14 protein-coding genes are annotated in these 18,709 nt (G+C 71.5%); 8 read left to right on the forward strand and 6 right to left on the reverse strand.

Annotated features, from left to right (window positions below; translation table 11 throughout):
- Positions 1-28 precede the first annotated feature (28 nt).
- From AB0J36_RS17815 to AB0J36_RS17825, 3 genes are all read left to right on the forward strand, one after another.
- The gene (locus tag AB0J36_RS17815) at positions 29-484 is read left to right on the forward strand and encodes a Fur family transcriptional regulator (protein WP_357125556.1); all 456 of its coding nucleotides are present in this window, start codon (positions 29-31) and stop codon (positions 482-484) included.
- Positions 481-2,757 carry a catalase/peroxidase HPI gene (gene katG, locus AB0J36_RS17820; RefSeq protein ID WP_357125559.1) on the forward strand — a complete coding sequence of 759 codons (2,277 nt, stop codon included), beginning with the start codon at positions 481-483 and terminating at the stop codon, positions 2,755-2,757. The genes AB0J36_RS17815 and katG overlap by 4 nt, the downstream gene beginning before the upstream one ends.
- Positions 2,758-2,939: 182 nt before the next feature.
- Positions 2,940-3,554 carry a dihydrofolate reductase family protein gene (locus AB0J36_RS17825; RefSeq protein WP_363660879.1) on the forward strand — a complete coding sequence of 205 codons (615 nt, stop codon included), beginning with the start codon at positions 2,940-2,942 and terminating at the stop codon, positions 3,552-3,554.
- Positions 3,555-3,621: 67 nt separating this feature from the next.
- Here AB0J36_RS17825 and AB0J36_RS17830 read toward each other — a convergent pair whose 3' ends face one another.
- Positions 3,622-4,989 (reverse strand): PHB depolymerase family esterase, encoded by a 1,368-nt coding sequence (locus AB0J36_RS17830; protein WP_357125571.1) that lies wholly within the window; start codon positions 4,987-4,989, stop codon positions 3,622-3,624.
- A gap of 277 nt (positions 4,990-5,266) precedes the next feature.
- On the opposite strand from AB0J36_RS17830, the gene AB0J36_RS17835 reads away from it, so the two are divergent.
- Together AB0J36_RS17835 and AB0J36_RS17840 are read left to right on the forward strand one after the other, a co-directional pair.
- Positions 5,267-6,259: a PaaX family transcriptional regulator C-terminal domain-containing protein gene (locus tag AB0J36_RS17835; protein ID WP_357169218.1), complete on the forward strand. Its 993-nt coding sequence runs from the start codon at positions 5,267-5,269 to the stop codon at positions 6,257-6,259.
- A gap of 77 nt (positions 6,260-6,336) precedes the next feature.
- Positions 6,337-7,155: an SAM-dependent methyltransferase gene (locus tag AB0J36_RS17840; RefSeq protein WP_357125577.1), complete on the forward strand. Its 819-nt coding sequence runs from the start codon at positions 6,337-6,339 to the stop codon at positions 7,153-7,155.
- A 34-nt stretch (positions 7,156-7,189) separates the two neighbouring features.
- Here the strand turns inward: AB0J36_RS17840 and AB0J36_RS17845 are convergent, their stop codons facing one another.
- Both AB0J36_RS17845 and AB0J36_RS17850 read right to left on the reverse strand, forming a co-directional pair.
- Positions 7,190-7,531, reverse strand: a complete 342-nt coding sequence (locus tag AB0J36_RS17845) for a metalloregulator ArsR/SmtB family transcription factor (protein WP_355240301.1) — start codon at positions 7,529-7,531, stop codon at positions 7,190-7,192.
- A gap of 219 nt (positions 7,532-7,750) precedes the next feature.
- Positions 7,751-8,596, reverse strand: coding sequence for an SDR family oxidoreductase (locus AB0J36_RS17850; protein WP_363660880.1), 846 nt, complete (start codon positions 8,594-8,596; stop codon positions 7,751-7,753).
- Between the two features lie 98 nt (positions 8,597-8,694).
- Here AB0J36_RS17850 and AB0J36_RS17855 point away from each other — a divergent pair, with 98 nt between their 5' ends.
- A complete protein-coding gene (locus AB0J36_RS17855) occupies positions 8,695-9,162 on the forward strand; it encodes a MarR family transcriptional regulator (RefSeq protein ID WP_363660881.1) in 468 nt (155 codons plus the stop codon).
- A 47-nt stretch (positions 9,163-9,209) separates the two neighbouring features.
- Here AB0J36_RS17855 and AB0J36_RS17860 read toward each other — a convergent pair whose 3' ends face one another.
- Positions 9,210-10,673 (reverse strand): PepSY domain-containing protein, encoded by a 1,464-nt coding sequence (locus tag AB0J36_RS17860; RefSeq protein WP_357125586.1) that lies wholly within the window; start codon positions 10,671-10,673, stop codon positions 9,210-9,212.
- Between the two features lie 141 nt (positions 10,674-10,814).
- The gene (locus AB0J36_RS17865) at positions 10,815-11,858 is read right to left on the reverse strand and encodes a polysaccharide deacetylase family protein (RefSeq protein ID WP_357125589.1); all 1,044 of its coding nucleotides are present in this window, start codon (positions 11,856-11,858) and stop codon (positions 10,815-10,817) included.
- A 1,037-nt stretch (positions 11,859-12,895) separates the two neighbouring features.
- On the opposite strand from AB0J36_RS17865, the gene AB0J36_RS17870 reads away from it, so the two are divergent.
- Together AB0J36_RS17870 and AB0J36_RS17875 are read left to right on the forward strand one after the other, a co-directional pair.
- Positions 12,896-14,962 (forward strand): PQQ-dependent sugar dehydrogenase, encoded by a 2,067-nt coding sequence (locus AB0J36_RS17870; protein WP_363660882.1) that lies wholly within the window; start codon positions 12,896-12,898, stop codon positions 14,960-14,962.
- A gap of 176 nt (positions 14,963-15,138) precedes the next feature.
- Positions 15,139-16,212: a glycerophosphodiester phosphodiesterase family protein gene (locus AB0J36_RS17875; protein ID WP_363660883.1), complete on the forward strand. Its 1,074-nt coding sequence runs from the start codon at positions 15,139-15,141 to the stop codon at positions 16,210-16,212.
- A gap of 153 nt (positions 16,213-16,365) precedes the next feature.
- On the opposite strand, the gene AB0J36_RS17880 is transcribed toward AB0J36_RS17875, so the two are convergent.
- Positions 16,366-18,663 (reverse strand): BTAD domain-containing putative transcriptional regulator, encoded by a 2,298-nt coding sequence (locus AB0J36_RS17880; protein ID WP_357394509.1) that lies wholly within the window; start codon positions 18,661-18,663, stop codon positions 16,366-16,368.
- Positions 18,664-18,709 lie beyond the last annotated feature (46 nt).

Here is an 18,709-nt window from a genome sequence, read left to right on the forward strand (position 1 = left end):
TCCAAAAAAGTGAGCTAGTGTGCAGCGCGTGATGTCCGACCTCGAAGCGCAGCTGAGAGGGGTCTCGTTACGAGTGACGCGACCCCGGCTGGCCGTGCTCGCGGTGCTGCGGGATCACCCCCACGTCGACACCGACACGGTGATCGCGCTGGTCCGGGCGGACCACCCCACCATCTCCCACCAGGCGGTGTACGACGTGCTGCGCGCGCTCACCGACGCGGGTCTGGTGCGGCGCATCCAGCCGGCCCGCGCGACCGCCCGCTACGAGTCACGGGTGGGGGACAACCACCACCACGTCGTGTGCCGCTCCTGCGGCGCCATCGCCGACGTCGAGTGCGCCGTCGGCCACGCACCCTGTCTCACCGCCTCGAACGACCACGGCTTCGTGGTCGACGAGGCGGAGGTCGTCTACTGGGGCACCTGCCCCGGTTGCGCGGCCGACCGCATCTCCCAGCGATCCGCCAGTTCGGAAGGAAGTACATGAGCGACACCCAGGACAACGTCCCCACCAGCGCGCAGGGCGTGGACCAGAAGGCTGCGGCCGGTTGCCCGGTCGCGCACGACTCGGTGACCGCCCAGGGCAGCGAGAGCGAGAACCCGGCGATCGACTCGCCGACCCCGAAGACCGGTGGTCGTCCGCGCACCAACCGGGACTGGTGGCCGAACCAGCTCGACCTCTCGGTGCTGCACGCCCACTCGCACAAGGGCAACCCGCTCGGGCCGGACTTCAGCTACGCCAAGGAGTTCGCCAAGCTCGACGTCGAGGCCCTCAAGCGGGACATCACCGAGGTCCTCACCACCTCGCAGGACTGGTGGCCGGCCGACTTCGGCCACTACGGCGGCCTGATGATCCGCATGAGCTGGCACGCCGCGGGCACCTACCGCATCGAGGACGGCCGTGGCGGCGCCGGTGACGGTGGTCAGCGGTTCGCCCCGCTCAACAGCTGGCCGGACAACGCCAACCTGGACAAGGCCCGCCGCCTGCTGTGGCCGGTCAAGCAGAAGTACGGCCAGCAGATCTCCTGGGCGGACCTGCTGGTGCTCGCCGGTAACGTGGCCCTGGAGTCGATGGGGTTCAAGACCTTCGGCTTCGGCTTCGGTCGTGAGGACGTGTGGGAGCCCGAGGAGATCTTCTGGGGCCCGGAGGACACCTGGCTCGGCGACGAGCGCTACGCCTCCGAGAAGGAGATGGCGGCCGGCGTCGGCTCGACCGAGATGGGCCTCATCTACGTCAACCCGGAGGGCCCCCGCGGCAACGCGGACCCGGCCGCTGCGGCGCACTTCATCCGGGAGACCTTCGGCCGGATGGCGATGAATGACGAGGAGACCGTCGCCCTCATCGCCGGTGGCCACACCTTCGGCAAGACCCACGGCGCCGGTGTCGCGGACAACCACGTGGGCCCGGAGCCCGAGGGCGCCCCGATCGAGGCGCAGGGCCTCGGCTGGCTGAGCACCCACGGCAGCGGCAAGGGCAGCGACACGATCACCAGCGGTCTCGAGGTGACCTGGACCGACGTGCCGACGCAGTGGAGCAACCGCTTCTTCGAGATCCTGTTCGGCTACGAGTGGGAGCTGACCACCAGCCCGGGTGGCGCGAAGCAGTGGGTCGCGAAGGACGCCGAGGAGATCATCCCGGACCCGTTCGACCCGTCGAAGAAGTACCGGCCGACGATGCTCACGACCGACCTGTCGCTGCGCGTCGACCCGGCGTACGAGAAGATCTCGCGCCGTTTCCTGGAGAACCCCGACCAGTTCGCGCTGGCCTTCGCCAAGGCCTGGTACAAGCTGCTGCACCGCGACATGGGTCCGATCGAGCGCTTCCTCGGGCCGTGGGTCGCCGAGCCGCAGCTGTGGCAGGACCCGGTGCCGGCCGTCGACCACGCGCTGGTGGGTGACGCCGACATCGCCGCTCTCAAGGCGAAGGTCCTCGACTCGGGCCTCACGGTCGAGCAGCTCGTCTCCACCGCCTGGGCCTCCGCCGCGAGCTTCCGCAACACCGACAAGCGCGGTGGCGCCAACGGCGCGCGCATCCGCCTGGAGCCGCAGCGCAACTGGGAGGTCAACCAACCCGAGCAGCTCGCGACGGTGCTGAGCGCGCTGGAGGGCATCCAGCAGGAGTTCAACGCCGCCGGTGGGGCGAAGATCTCGCTCGCCGACCTGATCGTGCTGGCCGGTTCGGCCGCCGTCGAGAAGGCGGCGCGCGACGGGGGCGTCGAGGTGACCGTGCCGTTCCGGCCGGGCCGCACCGACGCCACCCAGGAGCAGACCGACGTCGACTCCTTCCGGGTCCTCGAGCCGCGCGCGGACGGTTTCCGTAACTACCTGCGCGCCGGCGAGAAGACCCAGCCGGAGGTGCTGCTCATCGACCGCGCCTACATGCTGAACCTGAGCGCGCCGGAGATGACCGTCCTCGTCGGCGGCCTGCGCGCCCTCGGGAACAACGTCGGAGGCGCGTCGCACGGCGTCCTCACCGACCGGCCGGGCGTGCTCACCGGTGACTTCTTCGCCAACCTGCTCTCCCCGGGCACCCGGTGGAAGGCGTCGGAGACCGACGAGCACGTGTACGAGATCCGCGACCTGGCCACCGACGAGGTGAAGTGGACCGCCACCGCGGTCGACCTCATCTTCGGCTCGAACTCCCAGCTGCGCGCCCTCGCCGAGGTCTACGCCAGCCAGGACGCGCGCGAGAAGTTCGTGCGTGACTTCGTGGCCGCCTGGACGAAGGTCATGGAGCTCGACCGGTTCGACATCGCCTGATCCCGCTTGACCCGACGAGCCCCGGCCGATCGGCCGGGGCTCGTCCGCGTCCCGGGCGGGTGGGCGTCGCGGCGCGGATCAGCCGGCGGGGCGTGAACGCAGAGGGCGGTAACCGTCGTACGAGTTTGCGATGCTGTGCCCGTCTATGAGCCCGACAGCACCTCACGTGAAGGAGCACCGCGATGGCGAAGGTCATCTCCACGCTGTTCATCTCGGCCGACGGCGTGGCCGAGATCGACCCGGACTGGCACTTCCCGTACTTCGACGAGAACATGGGTCGCGCCGTCACCGAGGACTACGACACGTCCGACGTGCTGCTGATCGGCCGGGTGACCTACGACAGCTTCGCCGGGGCCTGGCCCGACCGGGAGGCCGCCGGCGGCGAGGACGCCGGGTTCGCCAAGCAGCTCGGTGACGTCCGTAAGGTCGTCGTCTCCCGCCAGCCGGTGGACTTCACGTGGCGCAACTCGGAGCTCGTCGCCGGCGATCTCCCCGAGGCCGTCGCCGCGCTCAAGGCCGACCCCGGGATCAAGGGCATCCTCATCCCCGGGTCGATCTCGGTCGTCCAGCAGCTCCTCGCCGCCGGGCTGGTCGACGAGCTGCGTCTGCTGGTACACCCGGTGGCGGCCCGCAAGGGGCGCCGGCTCTTCGACGACGGCGACACGCCGTACCACCTGCGGGTCACCGCGACCGAGGTGTTCCCGACGGGCGTGCTCCGCGTGATCTACGCGCCGACGGCGGCGCCCGGCGCGGTCGGCTACGACGAGGTCGTCGACCAGGTGCCGTCCGGGAACTGAATCGGGCCGGCCCCGCCGCCGTGGGCGACGGGGCCGGCTCGACCTGGTCGGAACGGTTCGCTGTCGGTCAGGCGATCGCGCAGGTCGCGCCGTTGAGGGTGAACGCACCTGGCCGGGCGGTGTTGCCGGTGTGCGTGGCCTGGAAGCCGATGGTCAACGATCCGTTCGGCGGGATGCTGGCGTTGTAGGCGGCGTTGCGGGCTGTCACCTGGCCGGACGTGGGCGAGTAGGTCGCGTTCCAGCCCGAGGTGATGCTCTGACCGCCGGGCAGGGTGAAGACGAGCGACCAGCCGTTGACGGCGCTGGTTCCGGTGTTGGTGATGGTGATGTTCTCGGTCAGCCCGTTGTTCCAGGCGTTGATCGCGACGCCGACCCGGCACGCGCCCGAACTCGGCGGCGGGGTGGTCGGGTTCGGCGGCGGGGTGGTCGGGTTCGGCGGCGGGGTGGTCGGGTTGGGCGGCGGGGTCGTCGGGTTCGGCGGCGGGGTCGTCGGGTTCGGCGGGGCGGTCAGGCCGAAGAACGCGACGGCGGCGGCGGCCATGCCACCGGCCGGCAGGCTGTGCCCCGCGCCCTGGATGCTGTACGCCTCGACCTGGACGGTCCCGCTGGCGTCGGCGTACCGGCGGCGGTTCCAGTTGGTCTGCGGCGTGTCGGTGGAGGTGGGTGTCTGGCTGAGCCCGAACACGTTGGTCCACTGCTCGATCGTCTCCTGCAGCAGCGAGAACGGAACGAGCGTGTCGCTGGTGCCGTGCCACAACTGCACCCGTGGGCGGGGACCGGTATAGCCGGGATACGCCCCGCGCACCGCGTCACCCCACTGCTGCGGGGTCCGGTTCATGTTCCCGCCGGTGCACTGGCTGCTGCCCGGCGGGTAGTCGGCCGCGTTGGCGAAGCAGTTGTAGGGGACACCCATGAACGCCGCGCCGGCCTTGAAGACGTCAGGGTAGAGGGCCAGCATGTGGTTGGTCATCATGCCGCCGGACGAGCTGCCGGTGGCGTACACCCGGTCGGGGTCGCCCCCGTACTGCTGCTGCGCGTAGCGGATCATCGAGATGATCGACACGGGGTCGCTGCCACCGCCACGGCGCTTGGCGGCGTCCGACCAGGTGTCGAAGCAGTTGCCGAAGCCGGCCTGCTGGGTCGCCGACGGGTAGATCACGATGAACCCGTACCGGTCGGCCTGGGCGGCGAACTCGCTCCCGGAGTAGAAGCCGGGGCCCGACCCGCCGCAGCCGTGCATGGCCACGACGATCGCCGGCCTGGTCGGGCGGGTGTCCGGCACGTAGACGTGCATGCGCATCCGGCCCGGGTTGTCGCCGAACGTGGTCACCTCGGTGAGGGAGGCGGCGTACGCGGGTTGGAGCGCGGGGGCCACCAGGCCGGCCGCCACCAGTGACGTGACCAGGCCGAGCAGCAGTTTCCTTCGGATTTTCACGGGGATGGCTCCTTCGATCACCTGTGCGGGGTGGGTGTGGGGTCGCGCGCTGTGCGGTCACGGGTGCGCCCGACTCCCGTGGTGATCGCGCCTCGCCCACTACGTGTGCTCGCCCTGTGCCCGGCTGCGTACGGCGTCGCGTAGCAGATAGTGTTCCTCGCGGTCGCTGAAGTGTCAATCGATGCACCTCGATCGAATGGCGTTGGTGCCGACGCCGCCGCCCGGGTGGCGGCGTCTACAGTCGGTGCACCGTCCCTGAGTCGAGCCGGGAGCGCCTGTGGCAAACCCCTTCCCGATCGAGGAGATCTATCCCGACGACGGGGACGAGCCGCCGCGACTGCCCCGGCGGCAGGCCGGCAGCTCCCCGCAGGACCTCGCGGTGACCCTGCTGGCCGACTACACGCTGCGGACCCGGGCGCGGGTTCCGTCCGCAGCCCTCGTCGCGCTGCTCGCCGAGTCCGGTGTGAGTACGGCCGGCGCGCGTGCCGCGATCAGCCGGTTGGCCCGGCGCGGTGTGCTGGAGGGCAGCCGGGAGGGTCGACGCAGCTCCTACCGGCTCAGCCGGGCCGCCGCCGCGAACCTGTCCAGCGGCGGGAGTTGGATCCTGGCCGCGACCACCGAGGTGGTCGCGTGGGACGGCTGCTGGACCATCGTCGCCTTCTCCCTGCCCCAGGACCGTGGCGCGCAGCGGCGGGCCCTGCGCGGCCAACTCCGCTGGCTCGGGTACGCGCCCCTGTACGACGGGCTGTGGATCTCGCCGTACGAGCTGAGCCCGCAGGGCAGAGCCCAGATCGCCCGGTTCACCCGGGGCGCCGTCACGGTGTTCCGGGGACGGCAGGCCGACCTTGACGCCATCGCCCAGCGCTCTCCGATCGACGCCTGGGACATCGAGGCGATCGGCCGGCACTACGAGGAGTTCCTTCGGCGGTGGACGCCTCTGGTGCCGCAGGCGCGGTCGGAGCGCGTCGACGGCGCGGCGGCCGTGCGAACGCGTACCGAGGTCATGGACACCTTCCGCCGCTTTCCGACCCTCGACCCGCGGCTGCCCCTGGACCTCCTGCCGGCCGGATGGCTCCGGCGGCCGGCGCGGGAACTCTTCGAGGCCATCTACGACGGCCTCGCCGCGCCCGCCGAGCGGCACGTCCGAGCGGTCGTCGCCCGGTTCGCCGAGGAGGCGCAGTCCGGCATCCGGGCGCACACCGCCGCCGACATCCTCGCCGGGGTACGCGGCGTCGAGCCGGCCGAGGCAGGCGAGGGCTGCGCCTCCTGAGCGCGGCGTCGGCGGGCATTCGCCTCGCCGCCGAGGTGTGTACCTTGTGGAGGATGCGCAGCGATGGGGGAGGCCGGATGACATCGCACGGCGGACACCCGGCGGCCACCGACCGGATCGACACCTCGGTCGCGCACCCGGCGCGCAGGTACAACTACCTGCTGGGCGGCAAGGACAACTTCGCTGCCGACCGGGCGTCCGGTGACGCCCTCGCGGCGGCGATGCCCACCATCCGGCTCGCCGCGATCGAGAATCGGATGTTCCTGCAACGCGCGGTGCGCTTCCTGGCCCAGCGCGGTGTCCGGCAGTTCCTGGACATCGGGACCGGCATCCCGACCGCCGACAACACCCACGAGGTCGCGCAGGCCGTCGACCCGTCGGCGCGTGTCGTCTACGTCGACAATGACCCGATCGTCCTCGCCCACGCCCGCGCGCTGTTGTCCAGCACGCCCGAGGGGCGGACGGCGTACCTCGACGCCGACCTGCGCGCGCCGGCCGGGATCCTCGCCCATCCCGACCTGCGCGCGACGTTGGACCTGGCGCAGCCCGTCGCGTTGATGCTGGTGGCCATCCTGCACTTCGTCCGCGACGACGAGGACCCCAAGGGCATCCTGGATCAGCTCGTTGCCGCGCTGCCGTCCGGCAGCTACGTGGTCGCCTCACACGTCACCTGGGAGCATCTGCCGCCTGCGGTCACCGCCGGGTTGGCCGCCAACAATCGCGACGGCCGCTTCCAGGCGCGCAGCACCGAGCAGTTCGCGGCCCTGTTGGACGGGCTGGAACTCGTCGAGCCGGGCATCGTCTCGGTGGCGCGGTGGCACGCCGACGACGCGCCGCAGCCGCGTCCGTCCGCGCAGGACGTGTCGTTCAACGGCGCGGTCGCCCGCGTCCGCTGACGGCCAGCGTCACCGTCGCCGACGAGGCGACCGCTCAGCGGGTCTTTTTGGTCGGCCTCTTGCGGGGCGGGGTCAGCAGGTCGGCTATCGCCGCGATCGCCGAGGGCACGATGCGGTAATAGGCCCAGACCCCACGCTTCTCCCGCTCGATCAGGCCGGCCTCGGTGAGAATCCGCAGGTGATGGCTCACGGTCGGCTGAGAGAGGTTGAGCGGCGCGGTGAGGTCGGTGACCGAGGCCTCGCCCTCCGGGGCGGCCTGGATCAGGCTGAGCAGGCGCAGTCGGGCCGGATCGGCGAACGCCTTCAGCACCCCGGCGAGCCGTTCGGCGTCGGCGCGCTTGATCGGCTCACCGGCGAGGGGCGAGATGGCAGGCATGGCGGTATTGGCAGTTCCCACGACAGTCATCGTTCCACCAATTTGTCGGTTCGAGCGGCTGAACCGGACAAATCGCCGAACCGATGATGTGCTTCGCGCGACACCGACGGGGTGGCCACCGCCGATGCGCTCTCCGGCACGGCCACCGGAGAGCGCATCGCCCCGCTGCGGCGTCCGGGTCGCGGAGCCGTGCCGGCCGCAGCGCGCCGGCGCGACGGCTCAGGCCGCCGCGAGCCGCTCGCGGTGGTCGTGCGCGAACTCGGCGAAGGTTCGCGGCGGTCGGCCGGTCACCCGGGCGACGTGGTCGTTGGTGAAGTCGCCCCAGCCGCTGCCGTAGGCGACCCGGTACTCGGTGAGGACCTCCGCCGACCACTGGTCCAGACCGGCCGCGAGGAGCCCGTCACGCGTCTGCTCGGGGCTCTGCGGGAGGTACCGGACCGGGCGGTCGATCGTCCGGCTGATGTCCTGCGCCGCCTGGTCCAGCGTGATGCTCTCCGGGCCGGTGGGCGTGTAGATCATGCCCTCGTGCGGCCGCGGCGCGGCGAGGATCGCGGCCCCGACGGCGGCGATGTCCCGCGCGTCCACGAGGCCGACCCGCGCCGCGCCGAAGAGTCCGTAGAGCTGCTCGCCGGCCAGCGACCCAAGCAGGTTCTGCATGAAGTAACTCGGTCGCAGGATCGTCCAGGGGATGCCGGACGCCTGTACCTCGGCGTCGGACAGCGCGTGCAGGCGGCCGTTGCGGGTGGGGGCGTCGTGCGCGGCGCCGATCGCGGAGAGCCGGACGATGTGCTGCACGCCGGCCTGCCGCGCGGCCCAGACCGCGTTCATGCTCTGACTGGGCGCGATCGGACCCATCGGAGTGAGCAGCCACAGGGTGCGTACGCCCTCGAACGCCGGCGTCAGCGTCGAGGGGCGGTCCAGGTCGCCGACGACGTACTCGACGCCGTCGAGCGCGGATGCTCGCGACGGGTCCCGCACGAGCGCCCGTACCTGCTCGCTGCCGGCGAGTTCGCGCAGCACCTCCCGCGAGACCGTGCCGGTCGCTCCGGTGATCAGAATGGTCATGGTCGTCCTCCGGATTCGCGCGGACCCGGACGGGCCCGCTGGTCACCGGTGAGACGTTATAGTCCAAAACTTGTACCGTCCAATGATTGGACCAAAATATGAAGCGCAGCACACGTAAGGAGCAGGATCCCGACCTCGGCATCCTGGCCGTGCAGCTCTCCGGGCGCGTCCAGCGGGAGATCTTCACGCGCGCCGCCGAGGACGGCTTCGACGACGTGCGACCCCGCCACGGCGCCGTCCTGGCCTACCTGGATCCGGAGGGGACGCGCCCCGGCGAGCTGGCGCGACTGGCCGGGCGGAACAAGCAGACGATGGGCGCGATCCTCGACGAGCTGGAACGGCTCGGCTACGTGCGACGTACGCCAGACCCGGCCGACCGCCGGGCGAAACTGATCGTGCCGACCGAGCGGGGGCTCCGGCTCATGGAGGCGTCCGACGACTTCGTGGCGGCGATCGAACGGCAGCTCTCCGACGCGCTCGGCCCCGACCGGTACGCGGAGTTCCGCACCGCCCTGCGCGGCAGCCTGGCGGCCCTTCCGAACGGCGGCGACGACACCGAAGGCTGAAGGCCCCCGGAGGCCGGGGCCGGCCCGACCCACTCGGGTCCGACGGGTCAGCTCCCGGCCGGCGCCGGGGAGACGGGCATGGCGTCGGGACGCCGACGCCGGGACACCACGCCCGCGACGACGTCGACGACTCCGAAGGCGAGCAGGCTGAGGCCGAACAGGGGTAGGGCCCAACCCACCGCCACGGTCGCCGCCGCGCCGAGCAGCACCGCCCACCAGGGCAGCCGGCGTACGCCTCCACGGGCCGGCGGTGCGCCGACGAGCGCGCGACGGTCGGCGCGGGTCGGCCGGCGCTGCCACCACATGCGGTAACCCCAGACGACGACGCAGAGCAGCCCGAGGGCCAGCGCGGCGAGCAGGATCTGGTTGACCGGGCCGAAGAGGACACCCATGTGGGCCTGGGTGCCGAGGCCGCTCAGTTTCGCCAGGAGAGGCCAGTCGGCGAAGTCGCTGCGGGCGGTGATCATCGCGCTGGTGGGGTCGACGGCGACCCGGTCCTTCGCGACCGGCCAGGTGTTGTCGATCTGCGTGACGGTCCACGCGGTGCCCGCCTCTGCCGGGGTCATCTCGACCGGGCCGGAGAGGTCGGCCGTACGAGCAGCCGTCAGGACCCGGTCGAAGGCCGCCGGGTCGACGACCCCTTCCGCCGGGGCGTCCCCGTGGTGGTGGCCGCCGCCGCTCTCGGCGGGGACGGCGGTGAGGCTGGTGGAGATCTCGGGGGAGCGGGCGTCGAGGGCGTCGAGGCCGGCGCCGAAGTTGGCTCCGGCGTAGCGGGACCAGGTCAGGCCGGTCACCGAGAGGAACAGCAGGCCGACGACCAGCCAGACGCCGGTCGTGGCGTGCCATCCCCGGGTACGGCGGACACCCCTGCCGGTGGACAGGTTCGGCACGAACAGGTGCCGGGCGGCGGACCGGGAGGCGCTGCGTCGTCGCCACCACAGGAGCAGGCCGCCGAGGGCCAGCACCCAGAGCCAACTCGCCGCCAGCTCCGAGTAGTGCCGGCCCACCACGCCGAGGTGCAGGTTGCGGTGCAGGTCGTCCAGCCAGGTGGTGGCCGGCGTGGAGCCGAACCAGGTGGTGAGCTGACCTCGGACCTCGGCGGTGTACGGGTCGACGTAGACGGTGTGCACCTTCTCGCCGAGCTCGGGCAGGGAGAACGCCACCCGGGTGGTCCGGTCGCCGTCCCCGGGCTGGACGGTGGCGATGGTGCCGGTGGGGTGCGCGGCGCGGGCGGCGGCGATCTGGTCGGCGAGGGGGAGTGGACGGTCACCCCGCGCGGCCACGGTCAACTGGTCGCCGTAGAGCGCGCCGTCCAGTTGCGGCGCGACCGTGTAGGCGAGCCCGGTCAGCGCGGCGACCACGAGGAACGGCGCGACGAGGATGCCGGCGTAGAAGTGCAGCCGGACCAGCAGCGCACCGAACGGCGAGGTGCGCCGGGTCGGCTGGGTCGGGGGTTCCGCCGGGATGGACTCCTCCGGCGTCGGCGTGCCGGACAGCTCGGTCAGTGACATGTCTGGTAGTCGCGACATCGGCCGGTGTGGTTCCCGCCACTTCCGGATCGGACCGGGGTCGCGGCGGCGGCGTGGGCCGCGGTCAGGGGACGTGTCCCGCGTGGCGCTGCCGTGGCCGCCACGCGGGACGCGTCCGGGGTGTCAGCCGGCGCTACAGGAGCGGATCTGTGGTCGGGCGCTGCTGTTGCCGTTGAACATCGTGGTGAAGCCGAAGGTGTTGCCGCTGCCGTTGGACCGCACGGTCATCACCGTGCCGCTGCTGTCCCAGCTGGCGTTGCCGTTCCAGACGGTGGAGACGCGCTGCGGCGAGGTGAGGGCGATGACCACGGTCCAGGTGTTGCTGCCGCTGACCGTCACCGAGGTGTTGTACCGGTCGCCCCACACGTTGGGGGTCGACGCGGTGGCGGTGCAGGATCCGCCGCTGGGCGGTGGGGTCGTCGCGCTGGGGGGCGGCGTGGTGCCGCTCGGCGGCGGGGTGGCCCCGTCGGGCGCGACCGCCCGGCCGGTGGACGGCGAGATCATGCCCGGGCAGAGGTTGCGGCTGGTCAGGTTGGCCATGATCTGCCCGATGGCGTCCCGGGTGTTCTGGATGCCGTCGTGCATGAGGATGACCTGACCAGCCTGGAGGCGGCTGGCGTTCGACACGATCTGGCTGACGCTGGCGCCGTTCCAGTCCTGGGAGTCGACGTCCCAGATCACCTGCCGCATCCCGAGCGAGGAGGCGACCGACTGAAGGGTGGAGTTGGTCTCCCCGTACGGAGGCCGGAACAACTGGGGTCGGACGCCGGTCGCCGACTGGATGGCCGAACTCGTCTGGGACAGGTCGGACTGCATCTGGGACTGACTCATCGACGTCATGTGGGCGTGGTTCCAGCTGTGGTTACCGACCCACATGCCGGCGGACACCTGCGCCTGCGCCGCCGACCGGTTGTTCTGCACGTTCTGCCCGACGTTGAACATGGTGGCCCGTACGCCGTTGGCCCGCAGCACATTCAGCAGAGCGCTGGTGCTGCCGGTCGGGCCGTCATCGAAGGTGAGGCCGACGTAGCCGTTGCAGGTGGCGGCGTTCGACGGGGTGGCGGTGGCCGCGACGACGGCGCACGCCGCGGCGGCGGTGACGAGGATGGACAGCGCCGCCCGTAGTGGCCTGGACCGTACGAGCGTGCCAGCGGAGACAGTGCTCATCTGTGCCCCTTCTACCGGCCCGGTCCCGTCCCGGTGTGGAAGGAGAGCACGGTCCGGACGTGGTTGGTGGTGGGTGGGAGATCGACGGCTACCCCACGGACACCGGGTGCATCGATCACGGTGGATCGGAGTATCGCAGCGCAAATTCGAGGCCGTCAATAAGTTCCGGAAGTCCTCCGATAGCGCCGCAGGGCCGTCGCAGCGCGGTCATCCTGGTGCCGAGCAGTGGCGATCCACCTGCGGCGATGCGCGGACCGCAGGCGCGTCGGCTGCCGAAGGCCGAGCGTCGATCACGGTGATCCGGAAATTCATCGGAACTATCGGCGTCAATCAGATCGCCTGGCGAGGTTCTGCAACGTCGGTTGTGAGTTCAATCTCCTGGCCAGTGTCAGGGCCAGCGAAGACGGCTATTGGTTGGCACCCGCGTGCCGTCTGACCTTTCGCAAACTTTCCGAGAAACGTTGACATCGCAGTTCCGCCGTACCAATACTTTCGCCACCGACGGACCTCGATGAGCGTCGATCAAGGTCGTCCACGGCGACCCGAGCGCCGGCCGCTGTTGGCGGGGCGGGTCGGCCGACGCCATCGCGGCGCACGACGTCGGTACGCGCAGGGATCCATCCGCCGGGAGGCCCGCCCGGTCGGGTGGAGACTGCGCTGCGGGGCCGCCCGGAGCGGCGGACCGGGCGGTCCGGCTCGGCGCCGACAGGCGCTGGTGGCGCGGCGGTTGCTGGGCCGCCGCGCCACGCCGCGCCGCCATGCCGGCCCACCACACCACGCCGCCGCGAGCAGGCCCCGCCACGCCGCACCGCCGCACGGGCCTCGCCACACCGTGTCGCTACACCATTACGCCGCATGAAGGCCGATCCGTGGAGAGCCGGCTTTGTTGACGCGGTTTGTCCTCGATCGAACGAGATCGTTGACATGTGTCGGGAATCCATCTTTGATGGTCGATGTTGCCTTCTCGTCGGTCTGGTCGGGCGCTGGGTCGCCCGGCGTCGGGTCGGGCCGGTCGATGCCCCGACCTTGGAGGACGGATGAGCATTTTCGCGCGGCTCAGACCACGACGGCTCCTGCCGCCGGTGACCGTGGCGGTGCTGGTGGCCGTGACGCTCGGCGTGCCGGCGTCGGCGGCCGGTCCGTCGACGATCGTCGGCGCGGCGTCCGGCCGATGCCTGGACGTGGTGGGCGGCGGCCGGACCGCCGGCACCGGGATCAATATCTATGACTGCGGCGGACAGGCCAACCAGGCGTGGACCCTCACCGCGGCCGGCGAGTTGCGGGTCTACGACGCGACGATGTGCCTGGACGTCGTCGGGCAGGACACCACCGCGCCGGCTGCCGTGCAGATCTACGGCTGCACCGGCGGGGCGAACCAGCGCTGGCAGATCAACACCAACGGGACCATCGTCGGCGTCCAGTCGGGACTCTGCCTGGACGTGACGGGTGGCGGCACCGCCAACAGCACGATGGTCGGCCTCTGGACCTGTAACGGGCAGGCCAACCAGCGCTGGACGTCGTCGTTCGGCAGCGCCGACAGTCAGCCACCCACGCCGCCCGGCAACGCCCGGGTCAGCGGTCTGACCTGCAACTCGGTGACGTTCGCCTGGAACGCCTCGACGGACAACGTGGCGGTGGCGTACTACGACATCTACCACGACGGCCAGCTGATGACGTCGGTGAGCGCAAGCACCCTGTCCGCCAACCTCACCGTCGTGCCCGGCGCGACCTGGGGCCTCTACGTCAACGCGCGGGACGCCGCCGGCAACGTGTCGCAGGCTAGCTCCACCGTGACGATCACCCCGCCGCAGTGCCAGGCCGACACGGTGCCGCCGAGCACGCCGACGCAGCTCACGGGCAGCGCCTCGGGCACCACCGTCACCCTGCGCTGGACCGCGTCCAGCGACAACGTCGGGGTCCGGGCGTACGACATCTACCGCGGTGGCGTGAAGATCGGCGCCGTGACGGGCGCTCCGCCGGTGACCACCTTCACCGACAGCGGCCTGGCGGCGAACACCACCTACCAGTACCAGGTAGCGGCCCGCGACGGGCAGGACAACGCCTCCTCGCGCAGCGCCTCCGTCGCGGTGAGCACCGGTGCCACCTGCGCCAACCCGGTGTGCACGGTGCGCCAGGTCACGACCGACAGCGACGTTCCGTGGGGGCTGGTGACGCTGCCGGACGGGACCGTCCTGTACAACCGCCGCGACGCGCACGACATCATCCAGCTCGACCCGGCCACGGGGGCGAAGACCACCGTCGGCACCGTGCCGAACGTGCAGAGCACCGACGGCGAGGGTGGACTGATGGGCCTCGCGATCTCGTCGAGCTTCGCCAGCGACCGGTGGCTCTACATCATGCACACCTCGCCGAGCGACAACCGGATCGTGCGGATCAAGCTGGAGAACGGCAGGCTCACCACGGCCGGCGAACAGGTCCTGCTGAGCGGGATCCGGCGTAACAAGTACCACAACGGCGGCCGGTTGCGGTTCGGCCCGGACGGCAAGCTCTACGCGAGCACCGGCGACGCGCAGAACGGCGCGTACGCCCAGGATCGTGCCGCTCTGGAGGGCAAGATCCTTCGCCTCAACCCGGACGGCAGCGTCCCGAGTGACAACCCGTTCGGCAACCACGTGTGGAGCTACGGGCACCGCAATCCGCAGGGGCTCGCGTTCGACTCGCAGGGCCGCCTGTGGGAGCAGGAGTTCGGTAACTCGATCATGGACGAGACGAACCTGATCACCAAGGGTGGGAACTACGGCTGGCCGGCCTGCGAGGGCACCAGCGGCACCTGCGGCACCGCCGGTTACCTCGCGCCGGCGCGCACCTACCCGACCGCCGAGGGCTCCTGCTCCGGCATCACGATCGTGCGCGACGCCCTCTACGTCGCCTGCGCTCGTGGCGCGCGGATGTACCGCGCCGTGATCAGCGGCAGCAGCCTGACGAACGTGCAGACGTACTTCAGCGGCACCTACGGTCGGCTGCGCACGGTGGAGCCGGCCCCGGGCGGGGGTCTGTGGCTGACCACCACCAACACCGGTGACAAGGACAGCACCCCGAACAACAGCAACGAGCGCGTCCTGCACGTCACCCTCGGCGGTTAGCCGTGGGGCGTTCGCCGACGGTCACCGCATCGACAGGATGGCCGTCGGCGAACGGCAGGTGCTTCTGAGGTTCGGCGAGCGTTCACGTTCCGCACGCGGCGAGGTCATCGGGGCCGACCGTCTCCCACCTAGCGTGGCCAGCGCATCTGCACCTGAAGAGCTGAGGTTCTCGTACCATGTCCCTGCGTCACATTCTGGCGGGCCTCGTCGTCCTGCCCGCGCTCGCCGTTCCGGTGGCCGCGCACGCGTCGACCGTCGACAGTGCCAACGCGCTGCTCCCGCAGAAGACCCACTTCGACCTCCAGGCGCACCGCGGTGGCATCGGCATGACCACCGAGGAGTCGCTGGAGGGCTTCGCCAAGGCCCTGCGCCTCGGTGCCACCACCTTGGAGATGGACACCCAGATCACCAAGGACCAGAAGGTCGTGGTCAACCACGACCGCCAGGTCAGCGCGCAGAAGTGCGCCGACACCGCGCCGGTCACGGCCGGCGACCCGATGTACCCGTACGTCGGCAAGTACCTCAAGGACCTCACCCTCGCCCAGGTCAAGACCATGGACTGCGGCTACCAGCAGCTCCCGGGCTTTCCCGAGCAGGAGCAGGTCAAGGGCTTCCGGATGGTCGAGTTGAGGGACGTCCTCGACCTCGTCAAGAGCTACCGGGCGAAGCAGGTCACCCTCAACATCGAGACGAAGGTCGAGGCGGGAGCACCCGAGCAGACCGCGCCCCGAGAGCTGTTCGTCCGGCGCGTCTTCGAGGAGATCCACGCCTCCGGCCTCGAGAAGCAGGTCACCATCCAGTCGTTCGACTGGGGCGCGTTGAAGGAAATGCACCGGCTCGCGCCGAAGTGGCCGCTGGTGGCCCTGACGAACTACGACTTCCTCCAGGTAGGCAAGCCCGGCGCGTCCCCCTGGCTCGGTGGGATCGACGCCGACGACTACGACGGTGACTTCGTCAAGGCGGCCGCCGCCATCCCCGGCGTCACCGCCCTGTCGCCGAACTACGGTTTCCCGCAGAACGGCACCATCGCCGACCCGAACTTCCGCTTCTACCCCGACGCCACCATGATCGCGGAGGCGCACGCCCGTGGCCTGAAGGTCATCCCGTGGACCTGCGACGACCCGGCCACCGTGTCCGCGCTGATGGACATGGGTGTCGACGGGATCATCACCAACTATCCCAACCGGGTGCGGGCGATCATGGCCGAGCGCGGCATGCGCCTGCCCAAGAGCTACCAGCCCCGCCACTGATCGGGTCTGCCCCGATCCGCGAACCGCCACCGGGTCGGGGCATCCCACTCTGTGACAGGTGACATCACGGAGAAGGGACCCCCATACGTGTCATCGCCGGAACCCGCCTGGACCTGCTCGCGGTGAGCCCGCAGGGTCACCCACGAGCGCCGGTCAGGCTGGATGCTCGATGAGCCTCCTCGACGTCCGCTGCGCCGGGACACCGGCCGGACGGCCCGCGTCCACCTCTGCCGTCCACGGGGGCTGCGCGTCGGGAGTCCGCCACCGGGCGACCCGCGCCTCCGGCGCAGCCGCCGAGTCCGCGTGCTGCCCGGTGTCGGCGCCCGTCCCCGGGCAGCCCGCCGGGGCGATGCCCAGCTCCCGCATCCGCTCGACGTACGTGCGGTAGCGGCGTTGCGCCTCGCCGTGCCGCCCGGCCGAGCGCAGCACCTGCACCAACTCCAGGTGGGCGTCCTCGTCGTACGGGTCGCGGTGCACCAGCCGCATCAGGTAGACGAGCTTCTGGTCGGTGTCCGGGGTGTGCTGGGCCAGGGCCCGCAGCACACTGGTGTGGGCGGCCTGCGCCTCCTCCCGCAGCGGCTGGGCCCAGTCCTCGTACGGGTCGTCGGAGAGGAAGTCCCCGCCGTACAACTCGTCGGCGCGCATCAGCGCGCGGGACGTGTCGGGGTGCCCGGCCCGTAGGGCGGCCTGTGCCTCCTCGGCCGCGGTGAGGAACGTCTCGACGTCCACGTCGATCACGTCGAGGTCGATCGCCACCGAACCCCGGTCGGCCAGGACCGCCCCCCGACCGCTGGTGCGATGACCGGTGCTGAGCACCCGACGCAGCGTGGACAGCAGCACCGACAGTCGGTTCGCGGTGCGCGACGGTGACTCGTCCGGCCAGAGCAGCTCCATCAGCCGGGCCCGGGGCACGGCGCGGCCCCGGTGCGCGACGAGGATCTTCAGCAGGTCCCGGGCCTTCTTGGACTGCCACTCGCCGTACGGGACGACGGCGCCGGCCCGGAACACCCGGAAGTCGCCGAGGGTGTGGATGACCACCGCCGGTACGCGCAGTGTGATCGCGCTGAGCCCGTCGGCGACGCCCGGGTCGAGGCGTACCCCGCAGCGGCGCAGTTTCTGTTCGGCGCCCTCGGCGCCGCGACGGGCCTGCCGACCCTGCAGGCGTGCGGCGATCAGCCGGACGGTGGCCTCCTCGGCCGGGTCGCCCAGCTCTCGGCAGAGCGCCGCCGCGTCGTCGAGCAGCCCGGCGGACGCGCGTGGGTCGTCCGCCGCGAGCACGGTGAGCTGAAGCGCCTCGATGAGGGTGGCGCGTCGCCGCCCGACGGTGGCCCCGGTACGGGCTTCGGCGGCGTCGAAGTGGGCGGCGGCGGTGTCGCCCCGCAGCAGCGCCACCCAGCCGCGCGCCAGCAGGGCGTACGGCCGTTCGAGCTCCCGGGCCAGGGTGACCGCCCGGTCGGCGAGGTCCTGCGCGGCGGCCAGGTCGTCGGCGGCGCGGATCCGCGCCAGCTCGGCGAGCACCCAGGCCGGCGAGGTGGGGCGTGACGGAGACGTGGCCATGGCGCTCAGGGCGCCCTCCAACGCCTGCCGGGCCTGGCGTGGCTCGCGCCGTCGGCGGTGCACCATGCCGAGGGCGGCCAGCGAGAACGCCTCGTCGGCGGTGACGCCCGCCAGCTCCCGCAGGCGAAGCCCGGCGGCGCCGTCGGCGAGCGCCTCCTCCAACCGTCCGAGCTGGCACTTCGCCACGGCGGCCAGGGTCAGCGCGTACGGCTCGTAGCCGGAGTCACCCGCCACCTCGGTCAGTCGTACGGCGGCCTCGGCCTGCCGCAGCGCGTCGGCGGCGTCGCCGGCCCGCAGCAGGTGGCCGGCCAGGTCCAGGTGGACCATCAGCCGGAACAGGTTGGCGTCGGCGCGGCGCAGCCCGTCGGTCGCCTCCGCCCGCCCGAGGGTCGCCGTCGGGTCGCCGGTGGCGGCGGCGAGCAGCACGACCACCCGGGCGTACGCCTGGTGGGCGGTCGGTACGCCGCACGCGTGGGCGGCGCGGGCCGCCTCCTCGACGTCGGCGCTGGCCCGCTCGATGTCGTCGTCGAGCAGGTGGTGCACCGCGGCGTGGCAGTACATCTGCACGGCGTGCGGCCCGGTCGCGCCGATCGGCGCGGTCGCCAGGAGGGCTGTCGCCAGGTGTGGTTCCCCGGCGAGGTGGTGCCGCAGCGCCGTGCGCCAGATCTGGGCGACCGGGACGTCGGCGTCTTCAGGGCGTACGGCGAGCAGGTCGGTCTGGGTGGCGAGCCACAGGTGCGCCGCCCTGCGGTCACCGGCGGCGGCGAGGTGGCGCAGCGTCCGCCCCGGATCACCACTCGTGGGTTGTCGTTCTGCTGTCGATGCGTCGCCTCCACCTTCGCTGCGAGCCGGCGGCGACGCGCGCCAGGCATGGTTGACAAGGTCTCCGGACATGCACCGCTCCTGTGTTCTCTCGTGGAGGCTCAGGCGAGCGAAGAGA

It is taken from the genome of Micromonospora sp. NPDC049662, assembly GCF_040675055.1.
In the GTDB taxonomy this organism is placed as follows: domain Bacteria; phylum Actinomycetota; class Actinomycetes; order Mycobacteriales; family Micromonosporaceae; genus Micromonospora.